Below are 24496 nucleotides of genomic sequence, written 5' to 3' on the forward strand. Positions count from 1 at the left end.
CCTTTATTCGCACTTTTTTCGCCAACGAAAAAATAAGCGCCTGTCCGGAATCATCCGGTTAAGCGCTTTTCAATCGTGAACTTCCACTGCCCGATCCCCTCGTCCGCCCTCGCCGTTTCTCCTTGCCCGCTCTCGCCGTTTCCCCTTGCCCGCCCTCGCCGTTATGAAGGGGGAAGTATTGTGACACCGAGACTGCTAACTGGATTTTATGCCATTAATGTTACTGTTTCTTCGCCCTCGCATCCTATAACTGGATTAAGTACAGTTGATTCCGGACAAACCGCACAACATCTCGACTTTTAGCCGAAATAGTAGCATAAAATCCATTTCACTGTGACCAAAAGCAATATTCCGACATAATTAACGACATGAAATCCATTTCATTTAGTTGGGTGGCGAGATCGTCAGTACTGTTACGATCATGCCGGCTTCCCCTTTGCCATTTCGTTCTCCTGTATACCGTCTATTAGTCATTACTCTATTCCTAATGCCGCCCGCCAATCGAAAATCAGGCTGGTTAATATCTCTTCCTGATACAGCTTGCGCTTCTTCCGGCTCATCTTGTCGCATAACAACTGATCCCATACTGCCTGTAGCTTGCCAAGCCGCATGCAGTCCTCGTCGGAGAACACAACTCCCGGTGAGAAAGCATGGTCGCAGCCGGATTCGTAAGCAGCAGCGTCGAACCTCCACGGCTTGAAGCAGGAGGCATAGCGAGTCGCCAGCACATTGCCGATCTCAATCCCCTTCACGTCGAAATCGCCGGAATAATAGATATTCCCTCCCAGCCGCTCTTCTTGTACATAACGATCTATCCATCGCAGAGCCGCCGCGCTAGCCGGACCGCTTGTACATAACAACAAGGGTCCCGTATGACGGTCACTGCCGACGATGCCATCTCTTATGCGTTGCTCCGACCAATCGACCAGACTAGAGAATACCGCCGGATTCTCCACAATATAAATTCTCGTCACCGCTTCCAGACACAGATCCGCCTCAACCTGCCTTAAAGTCAACACCCCAGGCCCTCGCGCTTGCCTGCTCACAGGGAGATAGTAATGGACAGATGAAGATATGTCGTCATCAAGCACTCCTGCCCCTCGATAAATCTCCCGCACCTTCAAGCTATCTGCACCAAGTGAAGCTGCAGCCGCCATGCCGGAATCGTCTGCAACATCCGAAGCGCCATGAATGCCTTCTTCCAGCGGGGACGACTGCGAAGCCTGAAGGGCTTGAAACAGCAGCCTTCCTGCCGCTGTATTACGGTCCAGTGCATGGGGATCGCCGACAGCTTGCGCCGCAAGCACCGGCAGCCGAATGGCCATGTCGCCTTCATTCCTGCCGTTGCCGAATGGGGCATCTCTTCGCATCGCGATCAACAATGTCCAAGCGCGAACGGCATACCACAGCTCCTTCTCCGCCTTGTCCGGCGATTGCCGCCACAGCTCCCGAAGCGTGCGGTATCCCGCCGCAGCACCTTGCTCCAGCCCGCTTATCCACTCTGCGACGACGGAAGGACAATCCGCCCCTTCCCGCCCTAGCAGCCGTTTAATCGAGCTGAACAGGCTTCGCCACTTTTCTGCCGACACCAGCTTGCGGTCACTCTTCGTCAGCAGTGGTCTTCCTGTAATCACAACATGCAGCTCTGGAATTGTATAAGGAAAAGCGGAGTTCAGAAGCTCGCGCTGGAACTCCGCCAGCGGAATGCGCACATCTTCGCCCGCCCGCTTATACCAGCCCATGAAGGCATTAATGACTTCGCACTCCTCCGCCGATGCGGACTTAATGACCGCGTGGCCACCCGCCTTCTCCAGACCGGCATACTTATCCCAGATCTCCCGGAGTATCCGTCCGAATCCGGGCTGAGAGAAGTAAGACCTCGCTCGGGCAGCTCGCGTCCCTTCGCCCGTCATGATTCTGCGCCGCTCTCCACATACTCTCTTCGCTTGCCGTTCCACCTGTAGCGGAACAAGGTGACGAAATCCACATCCTTCGGACGATAGATCTCATAGATGGCTAGCTTCGGCACCGTATCGAAGCAGCCCCACAGCACTTGGGAGGTCATCATGTAATCGAAGCCCATATCGGTGAGCAGCTTGAACATGTCCCTCATATTCTCTTCATCCACGCCTGCGAACGCTTCGTCCAGCGAGATAAGGCGAGGAGCGTCATGGCGCGCATCGGAATAACGCGACCACGTAGCGGCGAATAACGGAATATACATCGCCATCGCCTTCTCGCCGCCGCTGAGCACGTTGAATCGCGCGTCTGTCAGCGGGCGATAACCCGTCTGCTCCCCCTTCTTATACTTCAATTCGAAGCGGAACCAGTTGCGGTAGTCAAGCACCTTGTACAGATGATGGCGCAGCGACTCCTGCTCCTCCTGCGCGGACTGCTTGGCTCCGGATATCTGTGAACGGAAATGCTGTATCATGGCATCAATCTCGTCCTCCCGAAGCCTGTGCGCATCACGCTTCAGCAGCTCGACCAGATCCAGAACGTCGAGCTGCTGCTCGCCACTTGAAGGCTTCGGCTCCCATTCCAGCTTCAATCTCAAGCCGCTTGACGTATCCCGCTCTTCCATAAGCCGGTTCATCTCCCGCACCCACTGCTCGGCGCGATGAATACGCTGGCGGATCGCCTTGCCGACACTCCGCAAGATGATCTCCTCATACAGCTCGCGATCCCGCTCGCTGAGCAAGGCGCTCTGCTGCGCTTCATCCTGCTCCAGCTCGCTTAACAGCGCCTGAGGCGGCAGAGGCTGATTCGGGTTGCGCATGGATAGCACCAGGATGCGTCCTGTCGCCTCATCCTCCACGGTCTGCAGCACATATTCCGTCAGCAGCATTCTAGCCGAGGTGAACTGCTCCAGCAGCCGATTAATGATGTTCTCCGCGATACGTCCAGCGAATACAGGTTCATACGCTCGACGAATCTCCTTGGCAAGCCCCTGCGCAGCGCTTGTCAACGTACGGTCAGCTATCGCTTGAAGCACCTCGCGCCATTCGCCCACCAATCCTCTGTCCAGCTCCCGCCAGAGAAGATCCGCCGCTTGCCGAAGTCTATGCTCTCGATCGTCAGCTTGTTCACCCAATAGCTCCAATTGCGCTGCCGCGCGAGACAATCGGTCTCTCGCCCCTTCCAGACGCTCTTCGAGCTTCTTGCGTTGCTGCAGATGCGAATTCTGCTCCGATCTCAGTTCTTCCAGCTTCCGCGCCACATCGGCAAGACCCAGCTCCTCGATCAGACTCTTCAACGTATCCCGCTGAGCGCGCTGACGACGGCGGCGCTCATCCAGTTCATCGCTCAGCGCTTCCTCGTCCTCGCGTTCCGTCATAACCGACTCCAGCTCCGTCTTATGCCGCTGCCATGCCGCATGCGCATCCCGGTATTGCCGCCAAGCCGAGTGCAACTCGGACACGGCGCCTTCGTAATCGCGAATGACTGCCGCAGCTTCGCTCAATTCGCGTTCACGCTTCAACCGCGTCCATCCGGCAGTCAGATCGTACAGCTCTCGCTGAAGCGCGCGCCATTCCTCCGACTTCGCCTTGTATCGCTCATTGGCCAGCTCCTCTTGCCGGAACGCAGCCTGCAGCTGGTAGCCGGCTTCCTGCAATATACGCACTCCGTCTGCCAGCTCCTTACCGACCGGGAACTCGTCCCGCTCAGCCTGTAATCGCTGCTCGGATTCCCTGCATTGCTGCAGGCTGCTCTCCAGCGCTGCCAGCTCGGACTCCACTGCTGCAATCTCATCGGCCAGCCGCGCAATCTCCAGCAGTCTCGTCCGCTTGCGCGTCTCCTTGCCGATATATTCGGCGCGAGGCTTCACGCCGGCCTTGCCTGCAAGCGGCCCGATCCGGTAAGATCCGTCGGCAGAGACGAACCCGCTCCACTCTTCATACCCTTGCTCGCCGCCGTCTTCCTCCCACAAGAAGCTTCGAAGCACTGCATCTATCGCCTCTGCCGACAGTCCGCTCTCCTCCGAAGGAACAGGCGCGAGCATATCCGCCAGCGTATAGCCGAATGCTACAGGTCTAGGCACGATCCAAGCTTCCTCATCGCCGTGCAAGCATTCCGTCACTCGCCCATCCGGCGCTATCCAGGCATCCAGCAAGCCGGAGCGCTCCAGCGCATCTTCGATCCGCGCACGCACTTCGTCGTGTACATCCGCCTTGAAGTCGCACACTTCATACAACGGCGCACCGCCAAGCCCGGTCCGGCTGCGGAACTCCGCTCGCGCACTGCTCCGTGTCGGTTCCGGCTCTCTGCTCTGTTCCCAGCTGCGCTGCTCCTCCTGCAGCCCGTCCCGCAGCTCGATCAGCGATGTCCGCTGCCGCTCCATACCGAGCCGCTTCTCCACCATCGCCTCGCGACTGGCTGCGTATTGCTTCAGCATCGTCTCTCGTATCGGCTCCTGAGAAGGCTGCTCCGGACCGTATTCCCGGACCGCGCCGAATGTCTCCCGCACCGCTTCATCTCCGAACTGCAGCAGCTGCAATCCGCTGCGCCAACGCACAACTTCATCGCGATACCGCTCTTTCATCGCTTCCAGTTGCTCTTCTCGCTCGCCCTTGACACGCTCGGCCTCGTCACGCAGCCTGCTGGCCTCGCCCAGTTCAATCTCACGCTCCTTCGCCATGGCGCCGGCTTCTCTCGCTTGCACTGCCTTGGCCAGCGCTGTCTCCACTGCCGCGCGATGCTGGCGAATATCCTTACGCCAGCTCTCTCTCCAGGCATCGCCGGAAGGAACCTCCGGCATCCAATAGCGATGATAGACGGCATGCCCGGCGAACTCCATATCCCCGGCCATCTCTTCCATCTCGTCCAACAGCTCGCGCTGCTCCCGCTCGGAAGCGTCAGCTCGGCTCGAAGCATCCCCCTGTTCCCGCTCCAAGCTCTGTTGCTTACGATACGCCCGCTCCGCCTTATCCCTGGAACGCTCCAGTTGCTTCTCCGTATCCTCCAGCGCTTGCTGCACCGCTTCATACTCCCTCTGCTTGCCGATCGCCTCATGCTTCTCCAGCAGCTCTCGCTCCGCCGCAATTTCCTGCAGTCTGCCGCTAATGCCGTCCCGCTCGGAAGCAGCCGCAGACTGGTCCTCCTCCGCCTCCGCATAGGCCGCTTGACTAGCCTTTATTCGCGAGGCCACTTCGTCATATGATGACTTCGCATGCAACAGTTCCTCCGAGCCGCTGTACAGAATATGTTTATTATAGAAGTCATATCGCTCCTGAAGCTTGACCACTTCACTATAATGTCTTCTGATCTCATCCAACCGATCGGTCATCTGGTCCATATCTTCCAGCACTTCGGACAACGGCCTCAGCTCGTCCTCCATAAGCGGCGGAAGCGCCTCATGGAGAATATCGTAGATCGCTGTTGGCTTGAAGTCCTTGGACAGCTTCGGGCTGCGCAGTTGAATCATAAGCTGCAGCAGATCCTGATAAGCCTCCACATCGGCGAATCCGAATATATGCTTGTTGACCATATCCTGATAAGACTTCTGATCCTGGACAACTTGTCCGCCGTTCCCCATCTTCCCGTCCAGCTCTTTCCTGTCCAGGGGCATCCGCACTCCCTCTTCCAGCCAACGGTTATGGTCATACAGCCAGAAGTCATGCCCGATACGTCTCCCATCCTCCAGCAGAAATCCCCAGAACTGCACGCTGGCCGCATTCCTTCTCGCCCGAAGTCCAATGCCGACCGTCTTGTACGCGCCTGTCGTCCCGTGCTTGAATTCCATCCACAGATAGCCTGTCGCATCCGTCTTGCCCTTGCCCCCCTCATCGTCTCCGAGCAAGTAGAACTCGATCCGCCGGTCTCGCGACCCGAACGGATCAAGCCGATGCGCCCGCTTGTCCCCATCCAGCACTAGCGGCAGGAAGCTCTGCATCGTTACCGACTTGCCCGAGCCGTTCGCACCTCGGAGAATAAGCCTTCCATCCTCCAGCTGGAATTCTTCTTCATCGTAATACCAGAAGTTCAGAATGCCTACTCGATTCATCATCCACCTGCCGGACGCCTGCGCATCCGTTGTTCGCTTATCCAACTTCGTCTCTCCCCTCATGCGTCAAATTCCGTATTTCCGTACTCCGCATTCCATCTGCCCAGCACCGGGGAGAGGAGGAAGGAATGATCCGATTCCCACTCTCCTAGCCCCCACTCGCCGAGATGATTCATCACCTGGCGGGCTATGTCCTGCGATGCGGATTCCCTCAGCTCCTTGCTCCAGTATTCCTTATGTCTCTCCTGCAGCCGGTACAGTAACATCTCCATCTCCGCCCTCGTCAGTCTGACCGTACCGTTCTCCTCCACATACAGTCCGCTTCCGTCAGCCAGCCTCTTCCGAACTTCGCCAGCGACTAGCAGCGCCAGATCCGACATTGCAGACAGCGTAGGGAACAGCTCGCTCACGCCCGTCAGCTCCGGATGGAAGAAGAACAGACCTTCCCGATACCTTCTGCCCTCCCAGCCAAAATTCTTGTCCAACTGATCGATGATCGCCCTTCTCTGCCATAGCACATAATTCAGATCGTCCTCGTCCCACTGCCGGTCGGTGACGGCCGGCTCCAGCAGCAGCCTGCGATAGACGCGATGCCTGCGGCGCATCGACTGTCCGTCTTGCGTATCCGCATAAGGAATCGGGTCCTCCAGCTCTTCCAGACGGGAACATTCCGTCAAGTCGCGCGGGAACCGTCGCAGCACATATCTGACCGTAGGTGAGCACTCATAGAGCGCGTTGCGCTCCGCATCCTGCGCCCAGCCGCTCTCATCGCCGTCTACACTGTACAACACGCCCAGCGATCGTAGCTTCTTAAGCGCTCTGGCCATCGACAATCGGTCATAATAAACGCGCCAGTCCGCCTCCATGCCATCCGTCACCATCTGCTCGCGGATCTCCTCCACAATATCGGAGAGCAGGAATTGATCCAGCTCCGTCTTGCCTTCCATATACCATAATCCATAGGTAAAGAAAATGTAATCCTTCTTCTCCCGGAACTCTTCGATGCCCATCCACGGATAAACTCTCACCGGCGTCTTGTCCAGCTTCGCAATCGTTCTGGTCACAAGAAGAGGGAACCCCGCTTTATCCATGAACCAGTCCCGCAGCTCTTCATAATGCTCCTTAACGGCATAGTACATATCGGAGTCATCTTCCTTCGTAATCCATGGTCGATTCAGCAAGGCGTGCATGCAAGCACGCTTGCGCTCGGCCAACTGCTCTGCATTGCGGGCTTTCCGGGCGGCTCGGCTTACTGCTCTTGATGCCATCCGACCTCTCCCCCTTCCTCTAGCTGCAATTCCGTCGCCGCCGCCGCTTCCTGCAGACTCTCCGCTTCAGCCAGTGTGAAATACAGCTCGTAATCGGCCATCTCCAGCTCTCCATCCTCAGACCGCAGTACCGTTCGCTCCACCGCCCGAGTATGAGCCAGGCGGATGCGGACACCTTCCGGCGTAACGAAGGCATGCGTTCGTCCCGCCGTCATGCATCGGCTGATCCATTGCAGCAGCCGCAGCCGTTCCTTCGTCGTCACGACGCCAAGCTCAGAGATTCGCACTCTGCCTCGCCGAAGCATCTCCTCCAGCATTCTTCGTTCCTCCGCTTGCTTCAGACGGAAGGCTTCGCGTTCTCGCTGCTTCCGCTCCTCATTGTTCCGCACCGGCTCGGACTGCGGGCGCGAGCCGCGCTTGCGACTGCGCGAGCGGAGCATGCGAATCATCGGCCGTTCGTCCCAGGATGACATATCCGCCTGATCGGAATCGCGCAAGTCTTCCCCTTGCAGATGTCTCGTAGGGAACAGACCGAATGCGAATGCCGCCAGTCGATGCGCATCGTCTACCGTGTCCATATCGTGGAACCACCGGGCCAGATGCTCCAGCTCCTTCTTCCTGCTCAGGCCGGAGCGCTTCCGCTCCTGTATCCGAATTGCGCTGCGAACGATACGGGCTATCGCATCCTTGGTCGCACGCTCCAGCAGCGTGAGCTCGCTGGGAGAGTTGCCTTCTCCGACGAACCAGCGTCTAATGTTCGTCCACCCTTGCCGCAGCTCATCCAGCAGTTCCTCCCGCTCCGGCGCCTCCTCCAGACGCGGCTTATTCAGCTCGCCTTCCACGACACGCTCCAGGAACATATCCCTTACCGAGTCATTTACGCGCAGCAAATTACCCTCGATCTGATAAGCGCTCCTTTGCAGCGCCTGAACGAAGTTTTGCAGATAGTCCGTCAGCTTTTCTTTGAAAATAAGGAACGATTCCGCCACCATCATCTCTTCCGCACGAGCCGTATGCAGACTCGCCATATAGTCGGCCGCATTCTCATGCAGACTGACAAAGGAACGATAGAGCGTATTCCAGAGCTCCAGCGCTTGCTCCCCGTCCAGCTCGTGATGCTCGCCGCGAATCTGGAACAGCTTCTCGGCAATCGTATCGAATAGCGAAGCCTCCAAAGAGCCGCCGAAGCCCGTCACCTTCTCCAGCGACTCCAGCAGACGCTCAATCTCGATGGAATAGGGCCGGAGAAAATATTGCATCTTCTTCTTCAAATACTCCTCCAGCGTAGAAGAGCGACCGCCGTCGTGCCGAGAAGTAAGATTCTGCCATTCTACCAGCTGATTCAGATCGTTCTGACACATATCCAGCGTGTAATCCGGCCACACCTTCCAGACTAAGAGCGCTTCGTATACCTCTTCCGGCTTCAGCCAGTATCTCAGCTTCTTGTACTCTTGGTAGAAAAATCGCATGATGGCGCGATAACGCACCAAGTTGTCTGCGTTAATGTATTTCAGTTCCGGCACACCTCGCAAAGATTGCGCCGGCAAGCCCGTCATTCCTGATGACATCCTTTTCCCTCCGTCCACTCTCCTTATCATATGTCTATCATTTTATAAGCTGCTGTCTACATTTGGCAAATGGGGACGGATGGAAAATGCGTGGGAGTTATTACCGAGGTTAGTCTCATTCAATGAAAGGGTGAACGCCTACAAAGTCGACATAAATACGGGATGCTTTGTCAATAGGGTGCAGCTTCTGCAGCTCATGTTCAACATATCTTCCCCCCCAATTGTTACAGATCCCACTTACTGTCAGTATGATGTTGATTGTACTTTTCGCTTAGCTCTTTATAGTCCAAATCATTGCGCTCTAGCCAGTATTTCAACTGTTCCGCAGCATAGTCACGTTCAAACGCATACCACTCGTCTTCCAAATCCAATCTATAGATCATATCTTTAAACTTGCGAAAAGGTCTATTTTCGTTCAAAGCGTCAAACAGCTTGTCCTCCGGGTCGGAGGGCGTCCGCTGAGCAAATTTAATCATTATTCGGTATGCCTCGTCCGAGCCGACCTTGGGAATATCGACATATCGTTCCTCGTTTTCTTCATCGTCCCAATCGATACCCGGTTCACCTGTATACACTGCGCCCAAATCCAGAACGACTTCCCCTGTCTGCAGATCAAGATAGTAGGGATGCTCAAGATGATTGTCCAAATAAGCATCGATCAGTTCATTAATCAACTTCACGTCTATCAACTCTTTCATCGGAAGTTTTCAACTATTACTATTATTATAACCCTCGGATCAGTCAAAAAACCATGGCCGGATTGTAGTGAGCAATACTCGATGTACACCATAAAGTTACCGTAAAGTTGTATCCATACAGAATGGACACCGCTAATTGGAAGCGCTCACGACACTACCGCGTCAAGCGGTTTCGTTCAACTGGATTTTATGCCATTAATGTTACTGTTTCTTCGCCCTCGCATCCTATAACTGGATTAAGTACAGTTGATTCCGGACAAACCGCACAACATCTCGACTTTTAGCCGAAATAGTAGCATAAAATCCATTTCACTGTGACCAAAAGCAATATTCCGACATAATTAACGACATGAAATCCAGTTAGATGTAGATGCACCGAACGACGAAAGCCGAACGACGAAAACCAAACAAAGTACGCCCAACGCCGTACGCCCAACGCCCAACGTCGAACATCAGATAATAACATTCTACTCCGGAAGGGGTAACGCTACTCGCCAACTAGCTCCCCAAAACATTAACGAACGATATCTCACTCTCATGCGAAGTGGGGCCACGCACGGACAATAGCCCGGCCGCTATCGACCGGGATTCTTGCACATATTCACACTACTTTACATCAACGCAATAGGCAAGCGCTTCACGCCAAATATGATGCTGCTGTCCAGCCTCTCCAATGGAACTGAACGATCTCTGCGCACCATACGGAAGCGGTTCAGCAAGGCGGACAAGGCGACCTTCGCTTCCAGCCGGGCCAGTGCGGCGCCCAGACAGAAATGGATACCTTGGCCGAAAGCGAGATGCGGATTCGGCTTGCGGCGAATATCGAACATCTCCGGGCTGGCGAACACCCTCTCGTCATGATTGGCCGATCCGATCCAGACGTTCACATACTGACCTTCGCTCAGCTGCTGTCCGAAGAGCTCCGTGCTCTTGGCCACCCTTCTCGGCATAGCTTGCACGGGCGAACAGTAGCGAAGCACCTCCTCCACAGTGGGCGGAACAAGCGTCCGGTCTGCAGCAAGCTCGCTATACAAGTCAGGTCTTTCATCCAGACATAACATTGCGGAAGAAAGCAAATTAGTCGTCGTCTCGTTGCCCGCCACCAGCAGCAACATGCAGAAGCCGATCAACTCCACCTCGTCCAGCTTCTCGCCGTCCACCCTGGCATGCACCAGCTTGCTGATCAAATCCTGCTGGGGGTGTACCCTTCTCTCGGCAGCGATGGCGGCAAAATATACGCTCATCTCTTCCTGACACCGCAGATATTGGTCATAATCATTGCCTACGAGCGCGTCGGACCACGCCTTGAATCGTTCCTGGTCCCTGTAAGGGATGCCCAGCATCTCCGCAATGACCATGATCGGCAGCGGGCTGGCGAAATCCCGTACGAAATCGCAATCGCTATTTCCGGCCATTTCGTCCAGCAGGCTCCCTGCTATATTCGCAATATGAGCTGCCATTTCTTCAATCGCTTTCGGCGTAAATACTTTCGACACCAGCGTTCTCATCTGCTTATGCCTAGGCGGATCGATTCTGAGCACACTGGATTCGATCGGCTCTTTAGGCGACGGTTCCTTGTTGAATTGCGAGGAGAAATGCTCATAATCGGTCAGCACCGTCTTGACGGCATCATAAGAAAAACAGGACCATGCGTCATCCTCGGTATGAATAAGCGGCGATTCCGCTCTCATCCGCCTGTACCATTGCAAAGGAATCAGTTCCTCCGTCGACAGCCATTCCATTCTCTCCACCATCCTTCATCGGATTTATTGGATACTATCCATTCAACATCTCACTTTGTACTGACTAGTCAGTTCTATTGTAGCGTCGCTTCCTGCATTTTGTCAACGTTGATGATTACCGGCTGGCAAAGAAAAAGAGCATGCACCGGATCATGCAAGCATGCCCGGTTCATACTCCTTCTCCAATCGACGAATGCTATTCGATCGTCTTACGCCCCTTCAATCCTCAAGCATCCTTATGCATCGCCCCGCTCCGCAGCAGTCCCCCATCCCTCGCTTTATGCGCCTTGTACTTCCCATACCATTCAGGAAGCATCCTGTCCGGGATGAGAATATGTCTTAATACGCCGAATCCGTACACTTGCCGCCATAATTGCTCGCTTAACAGCAGCCTTCGCTCCATATCCGGCAAGGCATGCTCGAGCTCGATGCCGTTATCGAGCTGCCGCTCAATCCCCTCGTCCAGCGCCATCAGCCGAGCCTTCAGCACAATATGCTCGAAGGCCCAGGGTTGAACAGGGCTCACGCGTACATCCGTCCTGATCTCTTCCAATGCTCTCTCCCAGCCGGCAGCGCGAGAAGCATCCAGCCCCTCCATCTCCAACAGGACGCCGACCAGCTTGTGCAAGGAAGCCCCTCTTAGCCCCAGTATCAGACGGCCGTAGAAGGAAACGATATCATGTAGATCCTCTTCCATGCGATAGCCCAAGCGGCTGGCCACAAAAGCGTTGAAATGATCGCCGAACGATTCGTTATAGGTCATAAACCCCGTGCAGCGCTGACTCGCAAATGACCGGATGACGGATTGCATGCGCTCTCCCGCGCTGTGAATACCCGATTTTATATATACATCTCTACGGTCGCGGGAAAACCCGATGTGCAAAAAGCAGCCCAATGCCATACGCTCTCCCATAACGGCACGCAAATCGGGCAGCAGCGCATACACATCGTATGCCGCGCTGTATTGGAACGAGCCGAACCACGACTTGGCCTCTCCCTCAACGAATTGCGCCAGCTGCTCTCTTTCTTCAGGAGATGTCCACCAGCCGCAAATATCGGCCTGGACTTCCGGGAAAAATGACCGAATGATCACCTGCACGTCTCGTACCAACTGAAGAAACACAGGATAATAGGGCTGACAACGCTCGCATGCACAGCCTCCGTCGTCATATGGCGCATAGACGACCTTCTGAATCTTAATGCCGGAAGCCTTCAGATCGGCGAACAATTGGCTGTGATTGTTCAATATGACTTTACGGGCAGCGCTGTTCGACGGGCAGAGCACTTGTCCCTGCACCTGCTTCGCATGATCGCGGACGCCTACCCATTCCGGGCGCATCTGATCGACGAACCCTACATTGGGCGTAATGACGAGCACATTGTCGAGACCCAGGCGCTGACTGATTGTCAGCCATTCCTTCTTGCGGTTCCATAGAAACATGGAGGTGCTGTGATACACATGGGAATGATAAGGGTCCGGCATATCATTGGGGTCGAACCAATCACCGTAGCCACTCGCTCCGGCGAGTGCCAAGTCCTCCAAGCAACGCTGCATTTCACCGCTCCAGCACACTTCGAATGAATTGCCGAAATGGCCGGGCATATAGTGAATCCGTTCTTGCACGTCGGCTCTCTTTTCCCATCTGCCAAGCGCAAGCCCGCCTGCCGCTTCCCCGCTTAAGCGGATTTCGGCGGAATTCCCGCCTGCCCCATCTGCCGTCCCGCTATCGGTCGCTGCAAGCAAGCGGCTCAGCAATTCTCCTGTCCCCGCAATGAAATTGCGGGGAACGCTCGCTCCTACAACTGCCTTGACTCCGCCGGATTGCTCGTCTTCGTACAACTCCAAGCCGTATCCGTCCAGCGCTTCTTCCCGATAAAGAACATGAAGCATCAGCGGTTCAGCCCCGCCTCCAGATAACGGCACTCTCTCACGCAGAATTCTTTCCGCTTCCGCCGCCATCCCCGTCTCTCTGGAGCATGTTAGCCGAATATTCATATCGTCACTCCCTCCATGAACCGACTCCTACTTCACACTTTCCCACCACTCATTGGCTTCTTTCTCCAATTGCTCGCCGCCGCTGCTTCTCCACGACTTCACGAACGCATCGAACTCATCAATAGGTCTGTCGCCGGTTATAAATGAAATGTAGGCTTCCTCTCTTATTTTTTCCAGCTCGGTCAAATACCTGCCTTCGGAAGCCAACGGAGCTTGCAGCTTATTCGTCATGCCGCCTATTCCGTATTGCTGGTTCTCGGCCCAGTCCGAGATGATCGCCGTTCGCTGAGCGGTATATTCGGGCAGCTCCAGCGATTCCATCACATTGTTCGCGCCCATTCTTTCCAGATCCTGCGATTGAAGATTATTTAGAAGCACCGGCACATTATTTTCATCGAAATCCCAATGCTTGCCCTTCTTCCCATACATCGCTGTCAAGTAATTATTATATGAAGTAGCGCTGATTGTCTCGATCATCTCCAGTATTTTGGCCAGCTTCTCCGGCTGCTTCTCCAGATGCTTGCCGAATGCGATGACCTTCCCGCTCATCGGATTCCCCTGAGCGACTCCCATCGCTCCGTCGCGGCCTGCAGGAGGAGTTCCATGGACCAAGGCATCCGCAGCTTCCGGGTCCAGCTTCTGCAATTCCAGATAGTTATGGGAGGCCCCGTCTCCTTCGAACAGCAGCGGCTTCCAATGATAATAGACCCCTTGACTCGTCAACCCGATCCGCCCGTTAATGAATGCATGGGAAAGTGCCCAATAACCGCCTTTATTCTCGCCCGTCACGAATTCGGGATCGATGACGCCGTCCTTGTACCATTGATTCAGCAGCTTCAATGCGTCCTTCATCTCCGGCTGAACGGCGCCGTACACCAGCTTGCCATCCTTCTCCGCCCATCGGTCCGGGAGGTAGCCGAAAGCACCGTATACGAGATTCAGGGCGGAATCCGAGATGCCGTACGTATCCTTCTTCCCGCTCCGGTTCGGATCGTCGTTCCGCAATTTGTACAACGCCGTCTCGAACTCCTCCAGCGTCTCCGGCGTTTTCTCAATGCCTACGTTACGCAGCCAATCGCCCCGCCATACGATCGGCGAACGGAACCGGCTATAGTAGTTGATGGCCGGAATCCCGTACAATTTGCCGTCAATTTTCGTATAATTGAATGTGTCGGGGAACGCCTCCACCGTCTTGGCATACACATTGGGAGCGTGCTCCTTCAGCATCTCGAGCGGAATCTCGGCAATAATGTCCTGATCGGCGTATTTCTTCAAGTTGGCAAATCCCAGCACGACCATCCGGTCCGGAATTTCCTCCGATGCGAACCTTAGGTTCAACACTTCCGAATAGTTGGTCGACTCGATATTCCAAACGTCCAGATCCACATCCAGCTGCTCCTCCCAATACGCAACCATCTCCGCGTCTTCATCGACAGGAGCCGACTGCCCGCTTACCCATGACACGGTATATTTCGTGCCGCTCTCCGCCCCTTTCCCGGACGATTCCACTTTGTTCGTCTCCGTCTCCTCGGACGGACCGCCGCTGCAGCCTGCCAGCACCCCCAACAGCATAACCATCGCACAGCCTTGCATTGCGCTCTTTCGTATCCACATATTCATCTTTTTCATTTGCCTCCCCCATCATATATTTGCATGAAACGTACAAGCCGAAGCCCGTACGTGCCGTACACATAGCGCTAGCCCTTCAGAGATCCCACCAATACGCCCTTTACGAAGTACTTCTGCAGAAAGGGGTAGAACATGATGATCGGAATAATGGTCACCATGACCGTCGCGGCTTTAATCGTCTCCGGGTTGACCGTGGCATTGGAATCGTCCAGCGTGTTGACATCCACCATATCCTGCGTCCCTTCCAGAACGACGCGCCGCATGACGACTTGCAGCACATGCTTCTTCGTATCCGTCATATAGATCATGCTGTCGAACCAGGCGTTCCAATGCGCCACAGCGGTCCATAACGTCAAAGTCGCAATGATCGGCATGGAGATCGGAATGATTATTTTGAATAAAACCGACAATTCATTCGCCCCGTCAATCTTGGCCGATTCCTCAAGGCTGTCCGGAAGCGACATAAAGTAATTCCGGGCAATGATCATCGAGAAGGTGCTGATCAGTCCGGGCAATATAAGCGCCCAAGTCGTATTCATCAACCCCAGACTCTTGACCAGCAAGTAATTGGGAATGAGTCCCCCGCTGAAAAACATCGTAAACACAATAAACATGGTCCAAAATGTGCGGTTCGGAAAATATCGCTTGGCTAAAGGATAGGCGGTAAAGACGGTCGCAAGCAGCGACAGCGCGGTTCCCGCGACGGTTCTGGTCAACGTATTGACGAAGCCGCTTAATACAAAGTCGTTCGTCAGCACTTTTTTGTAGTTCGCCAGCGTCATCTCCTCCGGCAGCAGCCTCAATTGCGTCATAGACACGTTGCCCGTGCTTAAGGACAGCGAGCCCATATGGATAAAGGGATATATCATAGCTACACACACTGCAATCATGAACAAACTATTGAGCCAATCGAACCAGTTCCACTTCCGGCCAGTTATCATCAGCTTCGCCTCCTCTCTACCATAGACCGTATTCATTCAATCGTTTGGCAACGGCATTCGCTGCGACGATCAGCGTGAAAGCGATCACATTTTTGAACAAGCCGACAGCCGTCGCGAAGCTGTACTCCATATTCACAAGGCCCATGCGGTACGTATACGTGCTGAGCACATCTCCCACTCCCATCACTGCAGGATTAAGCAAATTGAACACCTGATCGAAATCGTCGTTCACAATCTTGCCTATAGCGAAGATCAGCATGATGGTAATAACCGGGGTCATTGCCGGCAGCGTAATGTATCGCATGCGGTGATAACGATTCGCCCCGTCCACGGTCGCCGCCTCGTATTGCTCCGGATTGACACTCGACAAGGCCGCCAAATACACAATCGTGCCCCAGCCCAGCTCCTTCCATACATCCGTCACGACCAGCACAGGTCTGAACCAATCCGAGCTGCCCAGGAAAAATATCGGGTCTGCCCCCAGCTGCTGCAGCAGCAGATTGATCGGCCCCGTGCTTGGAGATAAAAACTGCATAGCAAGCCCGGCCAAGACGACCCATGACAAGAAATGAGGGAAATAGCTGATCGTCTGCACGATTCTCTTGAACAAGACGAGTCGAATCTCGTTAAGAAGCAGCGCGAACAGAATCGGTGCGGGAAAACCAAAGATGAGCTTGTACAAGCTGATCAGCACCGTATTCAACGTTACTTTCCAGAAGCTCCCCAAAGCGAATAGCTCCTCGAAGTGCCGGAATCCGACCCATGGACTGTCCCATATGCCCAGACTGAATTTGTACGATTTGAACGCAATCAATACGCCGTAAATCGGAACATAATGAAACAAGATGTAATAAGCGACAGCAGGAACAAACAATAAAGTTAAATACTTGTGCTTCCAGTAACCGTAAAGCCACGTTTTTCTCATCCAGCGTCTGCCCTCCAACCTGATATTGTGCTTCTCACTCTAGATGCTGGGCGCTTTATCATCAATCGCAATATTTTCGATTATGGCACTTTTTCCATATTGGCGGCTATTTCTTTCCACAATGATCGTACTATTTGCAAATAAGAAAAAAGAAAACAACCGGCTAAGGGTTGTTTTTCAAAACGGACGTTTATGTTATTGTTGCTGTCGGAGTGAATGATGATACCTGTATACTTTAGGAGTAACGCCGTAGCTCCCTTTGAACTTTTTAATGAAATAAGTCGGGCTGTTGTATCCTACCTGCTGTGCGATTTGCTCGATCGTGAGCCCAGTGCCGACGACAAGCTCTGACGCTTTCTCCAGCCGCAGCCCCGTGACATAATCGACGAAATTGGTGCCCGTCAGTTCTTTGAACAGCTGGCTTAAATATCCGGGACTGATGCCTACATGCTCCGCCACCTCGCTTAGGCTTAAGCTCATGGCCAAATGCTCTTCGCAATATTTGCGCGCCTTGTCGACCATATCATTCGTCTTGTTCAAATTGCGCTCATCCATGTACCGGAAGGTCAAGGCGATGACGTCCAGAAGCCACTGCCGGAACTGATGGATATCCTTCACTTGATCGAATTGCTCCACATATTGTCCGGTAATCAGCTCGCTTGACGTCAACTGGACATCCTTCACATATTTATGATAGATGCCGACCATATCCCTCCACCTCTGTTCGCAATGCTCCAGCGAATAACGATCTTGCTCGCATACTTGCACGAAGGAGTCAATGGATGCCCGCACCGCATCCATATCCTTATGCTTTAAAGCGATGTGCAGAGCATCGAGATGCTGCTCCGGTATTTCCTCACGACTGTGCTGCCTGCTGCGATACATGGAGTCGGGGAACCAGTCCGTTAACGGCATAAAATATTTATACGCCAAATATTGTCCCGCTTCCCTGAATGATTGATGAAGCTGAAGGGGATTGTCCGACCACCCTCCGGCTGCTCCCGAGAGCTGCAATCTAAAGTTCCTTAGAGCGTAATCGAAGCAATAGGTCGCCAAACCCCGGAGCGCCTCCTCGTCTCTTCTGCCCGTATTCACGACGACTGCAATATGCCGATCGGACGACGAGGCGGCCAAGCAGGATAAGTGAGGGTGCTCCCAGTCTTCAAGCTCGCGAATCAGGTTATATAGAATAATCTGCTTGTTCTGCACGCTCAGTTCATTGAGCTGCCGCTCGTCCATCTCGATGATGACGACCGTATAATAGGGCTCTGTCATTTCAATCTGCAAGTAAGCCAGTTTTTCCCGAAACTCCTGCTCGGTATGAACGGTGTTATGCAGCAATCCTACAATAAGATGATGCTCGATCAGCGGCACATTGTCCTCCACTGTCGCTTCGAGCTTTCCTACCTTCTCCGATAATCCGCTTATCGCTTCATTGATTAGGACATACTCATTGAATGAATGGTCATGGGGAGGCGCGAAGCGGGCGCCAAGCATGCTTCGCAACGACTGCACGACCTTATTCAGCGGATTGTACAGCTTCGCAATAAAGAAATAAGAGATGCCGATGCCTACGGCAATCGCCAGCAGACAAATGACAATGAGCGTTCGCTGAATAATTGAGGACTTCTCATAAAACTGTTCAACCGGCGTCATCCCAATAAGTCTCCATCCCGTCGTCGGCAAGGCAGCGTAGGAAATGACGGAGCGAACGCCGTTGATAGATTCCGTGAATGTCCCCCATGACAGCTCGGAAGCCATCACTTTCTTCCTGAACACTTCCTCTTGCTCCGCCGTAAATCGCCTGCTGGAATCCCCGATGGAGATCACCCGTCCGGAATGATCCATAATGAACAGCAGTACATGCTCGTCCGATGCCGTGGAACGGATCATATCGGTAATGACCGAATTGTTAAGGACAATCGCAATATAGCCCTGCATCTCTCCAGTCTTCAGAAGAATAGGATACGTGCGGGCATAGACCACCTTAAGCGGATCATGGCCTGCGCTAAGCACCGTATACTCTCGTTCGCCGCTTTCTCGACCGATCCAGCGTTCACTGCTGCCAGGCTGCTCGAGTGTTGTCATCACATCGTGATGGAACAAGTCAGATCGGCTCTCTCCGTTCAAGTATGTTATTCCGCCATGCGAGGAAAGAAGGACGTCGTGATTGCGATAATAAATAGAAATAGACTGTACCAGATCGGGGTAAGCATTCATTTTTTGCTCCAGAACCCTCTTCGCCCTTAATATATTGGCATGGTTGCCGGCAATGGCATGTTGAAACAAGAAGGAAATATCCGCGTTCATCGCCAAGTCCATATACATGGACTCCGTCTTGCGAAAGACGTTATGATCCAGCAGCTCGCCGGTATGAATGACTGTGCCTCTATGCATCTTTTCGACTTCCTGGTTAAAATTGGCTGTAAAAAACAGATACGAGGCCAACCCTACAATTAATGTCGTTAAAATAATCAGAACGGCGTACGATACAAACAGTTGGTACAACACTGTGTTAAACCGTCTTAGCAGCTTCATATCAGACTCCCCCCGTTGAAGCTAGACACTGGAAAGTAACCGCTTCCATTATAACACTACGGCAATCAGCCCGCTATTTGCATCGTTAAAAGTATTGCCTTGCCAGCATGCCCGAAGGGAAGAACAAAATGAGAAAAACGGCTAGTGGCATCCTACTTTCTTGCTGCGCACGCTTAGAGTATTCAACTCGAATTTAACTCCATATCATAAAATACCCCCACCCCACAACGTGAGACTGCTTCAAAAGTGCTCATTCAGAATGCCCACTTAAGTGGAGAAAAAAAATAGCCTCTAGAATCGATTCTAAGGCTCGTTTAAAACCACGACTTTTGCAGCAGTCTCCAATGTGGGGCTCCACTTAGATGCTTACTGGGGTACTTTGCGGGGGCCTCGGAATTTATAATCTCTATGGGGAAACCCGGCCTCAATTGGCCGGGCTCTTATAGATATTCAGTACAATCGCGGGCTCCTTGTCAGAAGCGGCTCCGAGCTCCATTGCATCGTAGTAGCCGTCCACGATATATCGCTGCACTTGATGATTTTCCATATCCAGCTTCACAATCTCTGTATGCATCTTTTCTCTGGCTGCCTGGTCGCTCATTGCGGTATACCGGTCATTGCCGTTGCTGTGCAGCATGAAGTACAGGCTGTTGTTATGCGCCATCAGTTCGCCCATATCGGCATAGCTCTGGCGGAATACCGTCTCTACCTTGTTCTGTGCGATATCGATGCCGACAATCCGAAAGCCTTGCAGCGAGTAGAGCATGCCGTTCCGTTCATTCAAGACGTAACTGTTCTCCCCTCGGGGAGTCCTGTCATAGATCCCGTCGGGCTCGACGCGCGGGAATAGCAGCGTCTGCCGCCAATTGCCCTGACGGTCGAACCGTTCCATCCGACGGTCCAGCAGCACCAGCACCTCATCCCCATAGGGAATGATCCGCACATGAGCCTGGAAGTTCTCCATATAACCGAAGAAGAAGGTACGCATCTGCTGCCGTTTCGCATGATACTGATACAGATAGCCATCGAAATAATACCAGCTGAGTCCACTCTCCGCATCTTCGTAATATTCATCCCGCCAGAAATACTCGTGCTCCGCCTTCTTCAGCTTGGCCGTGGAGGCGAACGGCTGCGCTTGCTCCCGGAGCGGTTCAACATTCAGGTTCGTGTACACCGACTTCCCGAACGTAGCGATCTGCAGCTCATCCCCTTGCAGCTTAAGCCGGTACGGCGTAGGGATAGCCAGTTCTGCCACAATCTCCAGGTCGCCGTTCAGCTTCAGGACGCGCGACGCTTCCGTATCCGCTATAATCCAGCCGTCATTCAGGGTCAGGAAATCCCTCACTCCCCGTCCACCGAATCCTTCTCCTACCGAAGTGATGACGGTAACAGGCAGTTCTCCGATTACTTCCAGCTTCCCGTTCCGGTATGCGTTCAGCATCTTATCCGCGATAACATACCATATCTCTCCAATTTTCCGATATGTTTTGGCAAACCCGTAATCGCTAGTCGGATACAGCTCTTCTACGGCACGGTACAGCTCCTCCGGAATTGCAGCATTTGTATTGTTCTCCTCGAAGGTCAACTGGGGGACCTGCTTCGCATCCATAAAATCCGCCTCATAGGTATAGATCACTTCCTTCGCGGCATAGTCCGGCAAAGCGGAGAGCCAGATCATCTGCGGCGTCGCTTGCTCCGTATAGGCCAGATCGTACCAAGAGACGTATCGCTTCTCGCCGTTCAACTGGTAGGTGAGGAGCGGGCCTTCCTCTGCTGCAAGCGATCCCTCCGGAACAGGGAAGCGCTTATATTGAGGCGTAAGTACTTCTAAGTCGAATTGCTCCGGATACTGGATCACTTCCAGCCCAACGGACGAAATACGAGTGAATGTGTAGTCGTTCAGCGCCTTCCAATCTTGTTCCCACAGCTTCGGTTCCATGCGCATATTGACCTCGTTGTGGCCCAGTAAGAACATCAACTCTTCCCCCGTCTCGTTGCGGAACCGTCCTAACGCTCGCGTCCCTTCCTCAAGGAACGGCATTGACTTGACGTCCGTCAATTGTATCCCGTCTCTCCTCCTTACCAAGTAATCTGAATGCTGAAGATAAGTAATTTCACCTATATCATCGACGAATGTATACACCGCCCTGCCATCCGATAACGGATAAGCTCGGCTATCACGGAAAGACTTCATCGCCTTCTCTTTATTCAAATCGGTGTTGACAACGGGTCTCGTTCCCTCCCCGTAATACAAGAGCCTTACCCAATCAACGTCGGATGTCGGGTCCAGCAAGTGTTCCGAATAACTCTCCCCGTTCTTAACCTTGGCGAAGAACACCCGGGGCTCCGTCCCCGCCGTCATCGCCAGCACCTCTTGCGGTCCAAAAAACATCTCTCTCTTCGAGCGATGAACCGTGCCGTCCTTCAACTGCAAGATAAACCATTCGCCACGTTGCCAGCCCGCATCCTCCTCGCCTTCCTGCTGTGCTTGCGAGCCTACCAGCAAGTACTCCCCATTCAACCAAACCTGTGCAGGCACGGCGCTCTCCCACTCGTACAACGGCTGTCTCTCTGTCGCTTCGGAGGAATAGTAGAGCTGCCGCTTCTCCACGTACAGCTTCCGATCGTCAGCTTTCCAGAGTAGCAGCGGCTCCTCTGTATCCGTCATAAATTCATCTTCGTAATAATCGTCCGGAGTTGCAGCAACAGTCGGCTCCGGAGTGGCGGCACTTGTAGCCGTTAAGTCCTCCGATGAAGTCTCCAACGGAGTGGATACAATCGTTCTGCCGTTATCCTTCCCCACTCCGTTCATCAACCATAAGACTCCTACAACCAGCACCGCGACAACGGCGGCCATGACATAAAGCCGGATTTTCCGTTCCATCCCCCACCACTCCTCACCTAATCTCCTAGCCACTTCAACGCAATGTAAATGGAAAAAGTTTCATAATTATACTAATAAGCTTCGCTGAAGCTCATATGCCAGGAGCTGAGGAGCATAGGCCTTCACTCCGAAGCCGGGCGACTTGCAGACTGCATGAGCCTGCTTCAAGCAACGGGAACATAGATGCGAATGCCCGATGCAGTCTCGTGCAAACCGCGGAAATGCTCGCCATAATATTCGAAATCGAATGAACCTCCCGGCTCCACCTCTTGCTGCGCGAACCATGTTCCATAGATATAGCGGTAAGTAAGGGGAAGCTTCTCCACGCTGCCTCGATGTTCAAAGACGATATAACGGGCGACAGGAACGGTGAACAAGCATTGCTCCTCCGCCTTCTCCATATGCGCTTCTCTTGCAGCCGCCAAATAAGTATAATCCGCCTCGAACTCCATTTGGTCCGCATATTGCACGATGCCGAACTTCTCTCCTTGTTGATCCCGGCAGCTTCTGAAGAGACGTTCCCAGCATTGAAAAATACTCGCAACAGAATGTGCGTCAGTCCGATAACCTCTCACCGCGATTTCTTCAGGGACGGCCAATTCCAACGCTTCCGCTTCCAGTTGCCGAATATGCGCAAGATATTCCGCCCTCAGTTCACCCATCATAAGATTGGGCGGAATACGCCCGGAAGCGGAAGCACGCCATTCGTTCGGCAGTACGCCGAATCTGGATTTAAACGCTCTTGTGAACGTTTCGTGGGATTCGAAGCCATGCATGTAGCTGACATCGATAATTCTATAGTTTTTAAGACGGAGAGTTTTGGCCGCCTCCGTCAGTTTTCTCGCTGTCATATACTGTCCCACCGTATAATTGGTCACTTGATGGAACAGTCTTTGAAAGTGAAACTTGGAATAGCCCGCCTGATGGGCAATATCTTGAACAGTCGTCTTTCTGTCAAGCCTGCTCTCCATATAGGCGACCGCTGCCATAATCCGGTCTATATATTCCATCGAACAGCCTCCAATTGCGAAATGATCGATACCATCACCATTTTAGCATTATTCATCAAAATGGCATTCCCCTATCTCGTTATCATACAAGTGAGACCAATTGAATTAGGGAGTGAGCTTAAGATGTATCATCCGCGTTTGCAAGGCAGTCATTACGATATGGGATATAAATATGGAAGTTTGCTGCACGGTAAGGGAGTCCGATTGGACCCGATTGTCTCCCTGAACGAGGAGAAGCTGCAATTCGGCATGCAGTCATTATCGCTCTGCAGCGACTACTATCCGGAAATAACGGAGGAAATACGGGGAATGGCTGAAGGCATGCGCTTTCCTTACGAACCATTCGCTGCCTTCCTGTTCAACGTAGGCTTATTCGGCGACACTCACGGCTGTACCTGTTTTTGTTTCCAGCAAGGCGACGATATCGTCTTCGCTCGCAACCACGATATGTTCACCGCCTACAAGAAGACGACGGAAAGCTGTCTATATCGGCCGGATAAGGGTTATACGTTCATAGGGCAAGGGGATGCGCTTATCGGCAAGGAAGACGGAGTGAACGAGCATGGGCTGGCGGTAGGCATGACATTTGTAGCGTCGAAGCATTGCAAGCCCGGGCTAAACTTCCTGTTCCTCGTCCGCTGCTTGCTTGAGAAAGCGAGCAATGTTGCGGAAGCCATCAGCTTGCTTCATACATTGCCGATCTCTACAGCGCAGAATATGATTCTGGCGGATAAGAGCGGCGACATGGCCGTCGTGGAATGCAGCTCCCGAGGATTGGCCGTCCGCAGGCCGGAGAACGGGAGCCGCTGCATCGTCGCATCCAATCAATTCATCGATCCTGCTATGACTGCTCTGGACGATCGCCCAGAAGCCGACTGGTACTCGACACAGACCCGCTACAACAATGTTGTTCAAGCTCTGAAGGACAGCAATAGCGATCGTCAGGACTCTCTGGAGCTCGCCAAGCAGATCTTGTCCGGCAAGTGCGGCTTCATGTGCCAGTATAAGAAAGAACTGAGCTTCGACACCCTCTGGTCTTTCGTCGTAAGACTGAACGACCTGGACGTCTGGCGGGCAGAAGGCAACCCCGGCAAAAGCAAATACGAGAAGGATAATCGCCTGAGCTGGGCGATGGAGAAGGCAAAATAGAGATTGCCCGCCGTATCAAGCGCCAACTTGAAAGAGTTGGCGCTTGATGCGCGGTTCACCAAACCTCTTCCCAGCGTTGTCAGGTTCAAGGGATGATGCATGGAACGTTAAGATCGGATACCGGATCATAAAAATGGATGCCCC

At 53.4% G+C, this 24496-nt stretch carries 14 protein-coding genes; 1 reads left to right on the forward strand and 13 read right to left on the reverse strand.

Annotated features, from left to right (window positions below):
- Positions 1-473: 473 nt before the first annotated feature.
- The 13 genes from M6D81_RS08100 to M6D81_RS08160 all read right to left on the reverse strand — a co-directional run bounded on the left by M6D81_RS08100 (position 474) and on the right by M6D81_RS08160 (position 23203).
- Positions 474-1913 (reverse strand): TIGR02679 domain-containing protein, encoded by a 1440-nt coding sequence (locus M6D81_RS08100; protein ID WP_262676351.1) that lies wholly within the window; start codon positions 1911-1913, stop codon positions 474-476.
- Positions 1910-6049, reverse strand: a complete 4140-nt coding sequence (locus M6D81_RS08105) for a TIGR02680 family protein (protein WP_262676352.1) — start codon at positions 6047-6049, stop codon at positions 1910-1912. Before M6D81_RS08105 ends, M6D81_RS08100 begins: the two co-directional genes overlap by 4 nt.
- A 14-nt stretch (positions 6050-6063) precedes the next feature.
- Positions 6064-7272 (reverse strand): TIGR02678 family protein, encoded by a 1209-nt coding sequence (locus M6D81_RS08110; protein WP_262676353.1) that lies wholly within the window; start codon positions 7270-7272, stop codon positions 6064-6066.
- On the reverse strand, positions 7254-8840 hold the full coding sequence (locus M6D81_RS08115) for a TIGR02677 family protein (protein WP_262676354.1): 1587 nt from the start codon (positions 8838-8840) through the stop codon (positions 7254-7256). Before M6D81_RS08115 ends, M6D81_RS08110 begins: the two co-directional genes overlap by 19 nt.
- Positions 8841-9064: 224 nt before the next feature.
- Positions 9065-9520: a UPF0158 family protein gene (locus M6D81_RS08120; protein ID WP_262676355.1), complete on the reverse strand. Its 456-nt coding sequence runs from the start codon at positions 9518-9520 to the stop codon at positions 9065-9067.
- Between the two features lie 629 nt (positions 9521-10149).
- Positions 10150-11280, reverse strand: coding sequence for a cytochrome P450 (locus M6D81_RS08125; protein ID WP_262676356.1), 1131 nt, complete (start codon positions 11278-11280; stop codon positions 10150-10152).
- A gap of 226 nt (positions 11281-11506) precedes the next feature.
- Positions 11507-13276: a hypothetical protein gene (locus M6D81_RS08130; protein WP_262676357.1), complete on the reverse strand. Its 1770-nt coding sequence runs from the start codon at positions 13274-13276 to the stop codon at positions 11507-11509.
- A gap of 27 nt (positions 13277-13303) precedes the next feature.
- Complete coding sequence (locus M6D81_RS08135; protein ID WP_262676358.1) at positions 13304-14905, reverse strand: extracellular solute-binding protein; 1602 nt, start codon at positions 14903-14905, stop codon at positions 13304-13306.
- Between the two features lie 68 nt (positions 14906-14973).
- The gene (locus tag M6D81_RS08140; RefSeq protein WP_262676359.1) at positions 14974-15846 is read right to left on the reverse strand and encodes a carbohydrate ABC transporter permease; all 873 of its coding nucleotides are present in this window, start codon (positions 15844-15846) and stop codon (positions 14974-14976) included.
- A 16-nt stretch (positions 15847-15862) separates the two neighbouring features.
- Positions 15863-16771: an ABC transporter permease gene (locus tag M6D81_RS08145; RefSeq protein WP_262676360.1), complete on the reverse strand. Its 909-nt coding sequence runs from the start codon at positions 16769-16771 to the stop codon at positions 15863-15865.
- A 195-nt stretch (positions 16772-16966) separates the two neighbouring features.
- Positions 16967-19309: a helix-turn-helix domain-containing protein gene (locus tag M6D81_RS08150; protein WP_262676361.1), complete on the reverse strand. Its 2343-nt coding sequence runs from the start codon at positions 19307-19309 to the stop codon at positions 16967-16969.
- Between the two features lie 424 nt (positions 19310-19733).
- Positions 19734-22193, reverse strand: coding sequence for a hypothetical protein (locus M6D81_RS08155; protein WP_262676362.1), 2460 nt, complete (start codon positions 22191-22193; stop codon positions 19734-19736).
- A 164-nt stretch (positions 22194-22357) separates the two neighbouring features.
- Positions 22358-23203, reverse strand: a complete 846-nt coding sequence (locus M6D81_RS08160) for a helix-turn-helix domain-containing protein (protein ID WP_262676363.1) — start codon at positions 23201-23203, stop codon at positions 22358-22360.
- Between the two features lie 123 nt (positions 23204-23326).
- Here M6D81_RS08160 and M6D81_RS08165 point away from each other — a divergent pair, with 123 nt between their 5' ends.
- The gene (locus M6D81_RS08165) at positions 23327-24352 is read left to right on the forward strand and encodes a C45 family autoproteolytic acyltransferase/hydrolase (protein ID WP_262676364.1); all 1026 of its coding nucleotides are present in this window, start codon (positions 23327-23329) and stop codon (positions 24350-24352) included.
- The last annotated feature ends 144 nt before the right edge of the window (positions 24353-24496 follow it).

The organism is Paenibacillus sp. J5C2022 (assembly GCF_025567625.1).
GTDB lineage: Bacteria > Bacillota > Bacilli > Paenibacillales > Paenibacillaceae > Pristimantibacillus.

Bases quoted from the DNA above. Each gene is read 5' to 3' on its own strand.
- M6D81_RS08145 (WP_262676360.1), bottom strand. From the start codon at position 16,771: ATGAGAAAAACGTGGCTTTACGGTTACTGGAAGCACAAGTATTTAACT.
- M6D81_RS08165 (WP_262676364.1), top strand. From the start codon at position 23,327: ATGTATCATCCGCGTTTGCAAGGCAGTCATTACGATATGGGATATAAA.
- M6D81_RS08110 (WP_262676353.1), bottom strand. From the start codon at position 7,272: ATGGCATCAAGAGCAGTAAGCCGAGCCGCCCGGAAAGCCCGCAATGCA.
- M6D81_RS08135 (WP_262676358.1), bottom strand. From the start codon at position 14,905: ATGAAAAAGATGAATATGTGGATACGAAAGAGCGCAATGCAAGGCTGT.
- M6D81_RS08115 (WP_262676354.1), bottom strand. From the start codon at position 8,840: ATGTCATCAGGAATGACGGGCTTGCCGGCGCAATCTTTGCGAGGTGTG.
- M6D81_RS08140 (WP_262676359.1), bottom strand. From the start codon at position 15,846: ATGATAACTGGCCGGAAGTGGAACTGGTTCGATTGGCTCAATAGTTTG.
- M6D81_RS08160 (WP_262676363.1), bottom strand. From the start codon at position 23,203: ATGGAATATATAGACCGGATTATGGCAGCGGTCGCCTATATGGAGAGC.
- M6D81_RS08100 (WP_262676351.1), bottom strand. From the start codon at position 1,913: ATGACGGGCGAAGGGACGCGAGCTGCCCGAGCGAGGTCTTACTTCTCT.
- M6D81_RS08125 (WP_262676356.1), bottom strand. From the start codon at position 11,280: ATGGAATGGCTGTCGACGGAGGAACTGATTCCTTTGCAATGGTACAGG.
- M6D81_RS08155 (WP_262676362.1), bottom strand. From the start codon at position 22,193: ATGGAACGGAAAATCCGGCTTTATGTCATGGCCGCCGTTGTCGCGGTG.
- M6D81_RS08150 (WP_262676361.1), bottom strand. From the start codon at position 19,309: ATGAAGCTGCTAAGACGGTTTAACACAGTGTTGTACCAACTGTTTGTA.
- M6D81_RS08130 (WP_262676357.1), bottom strand. From the start codon at position 13,276: ATGAATATTCGGCTAACATGCTCCAGAGAGACGGGGATGGCGGCGGAA.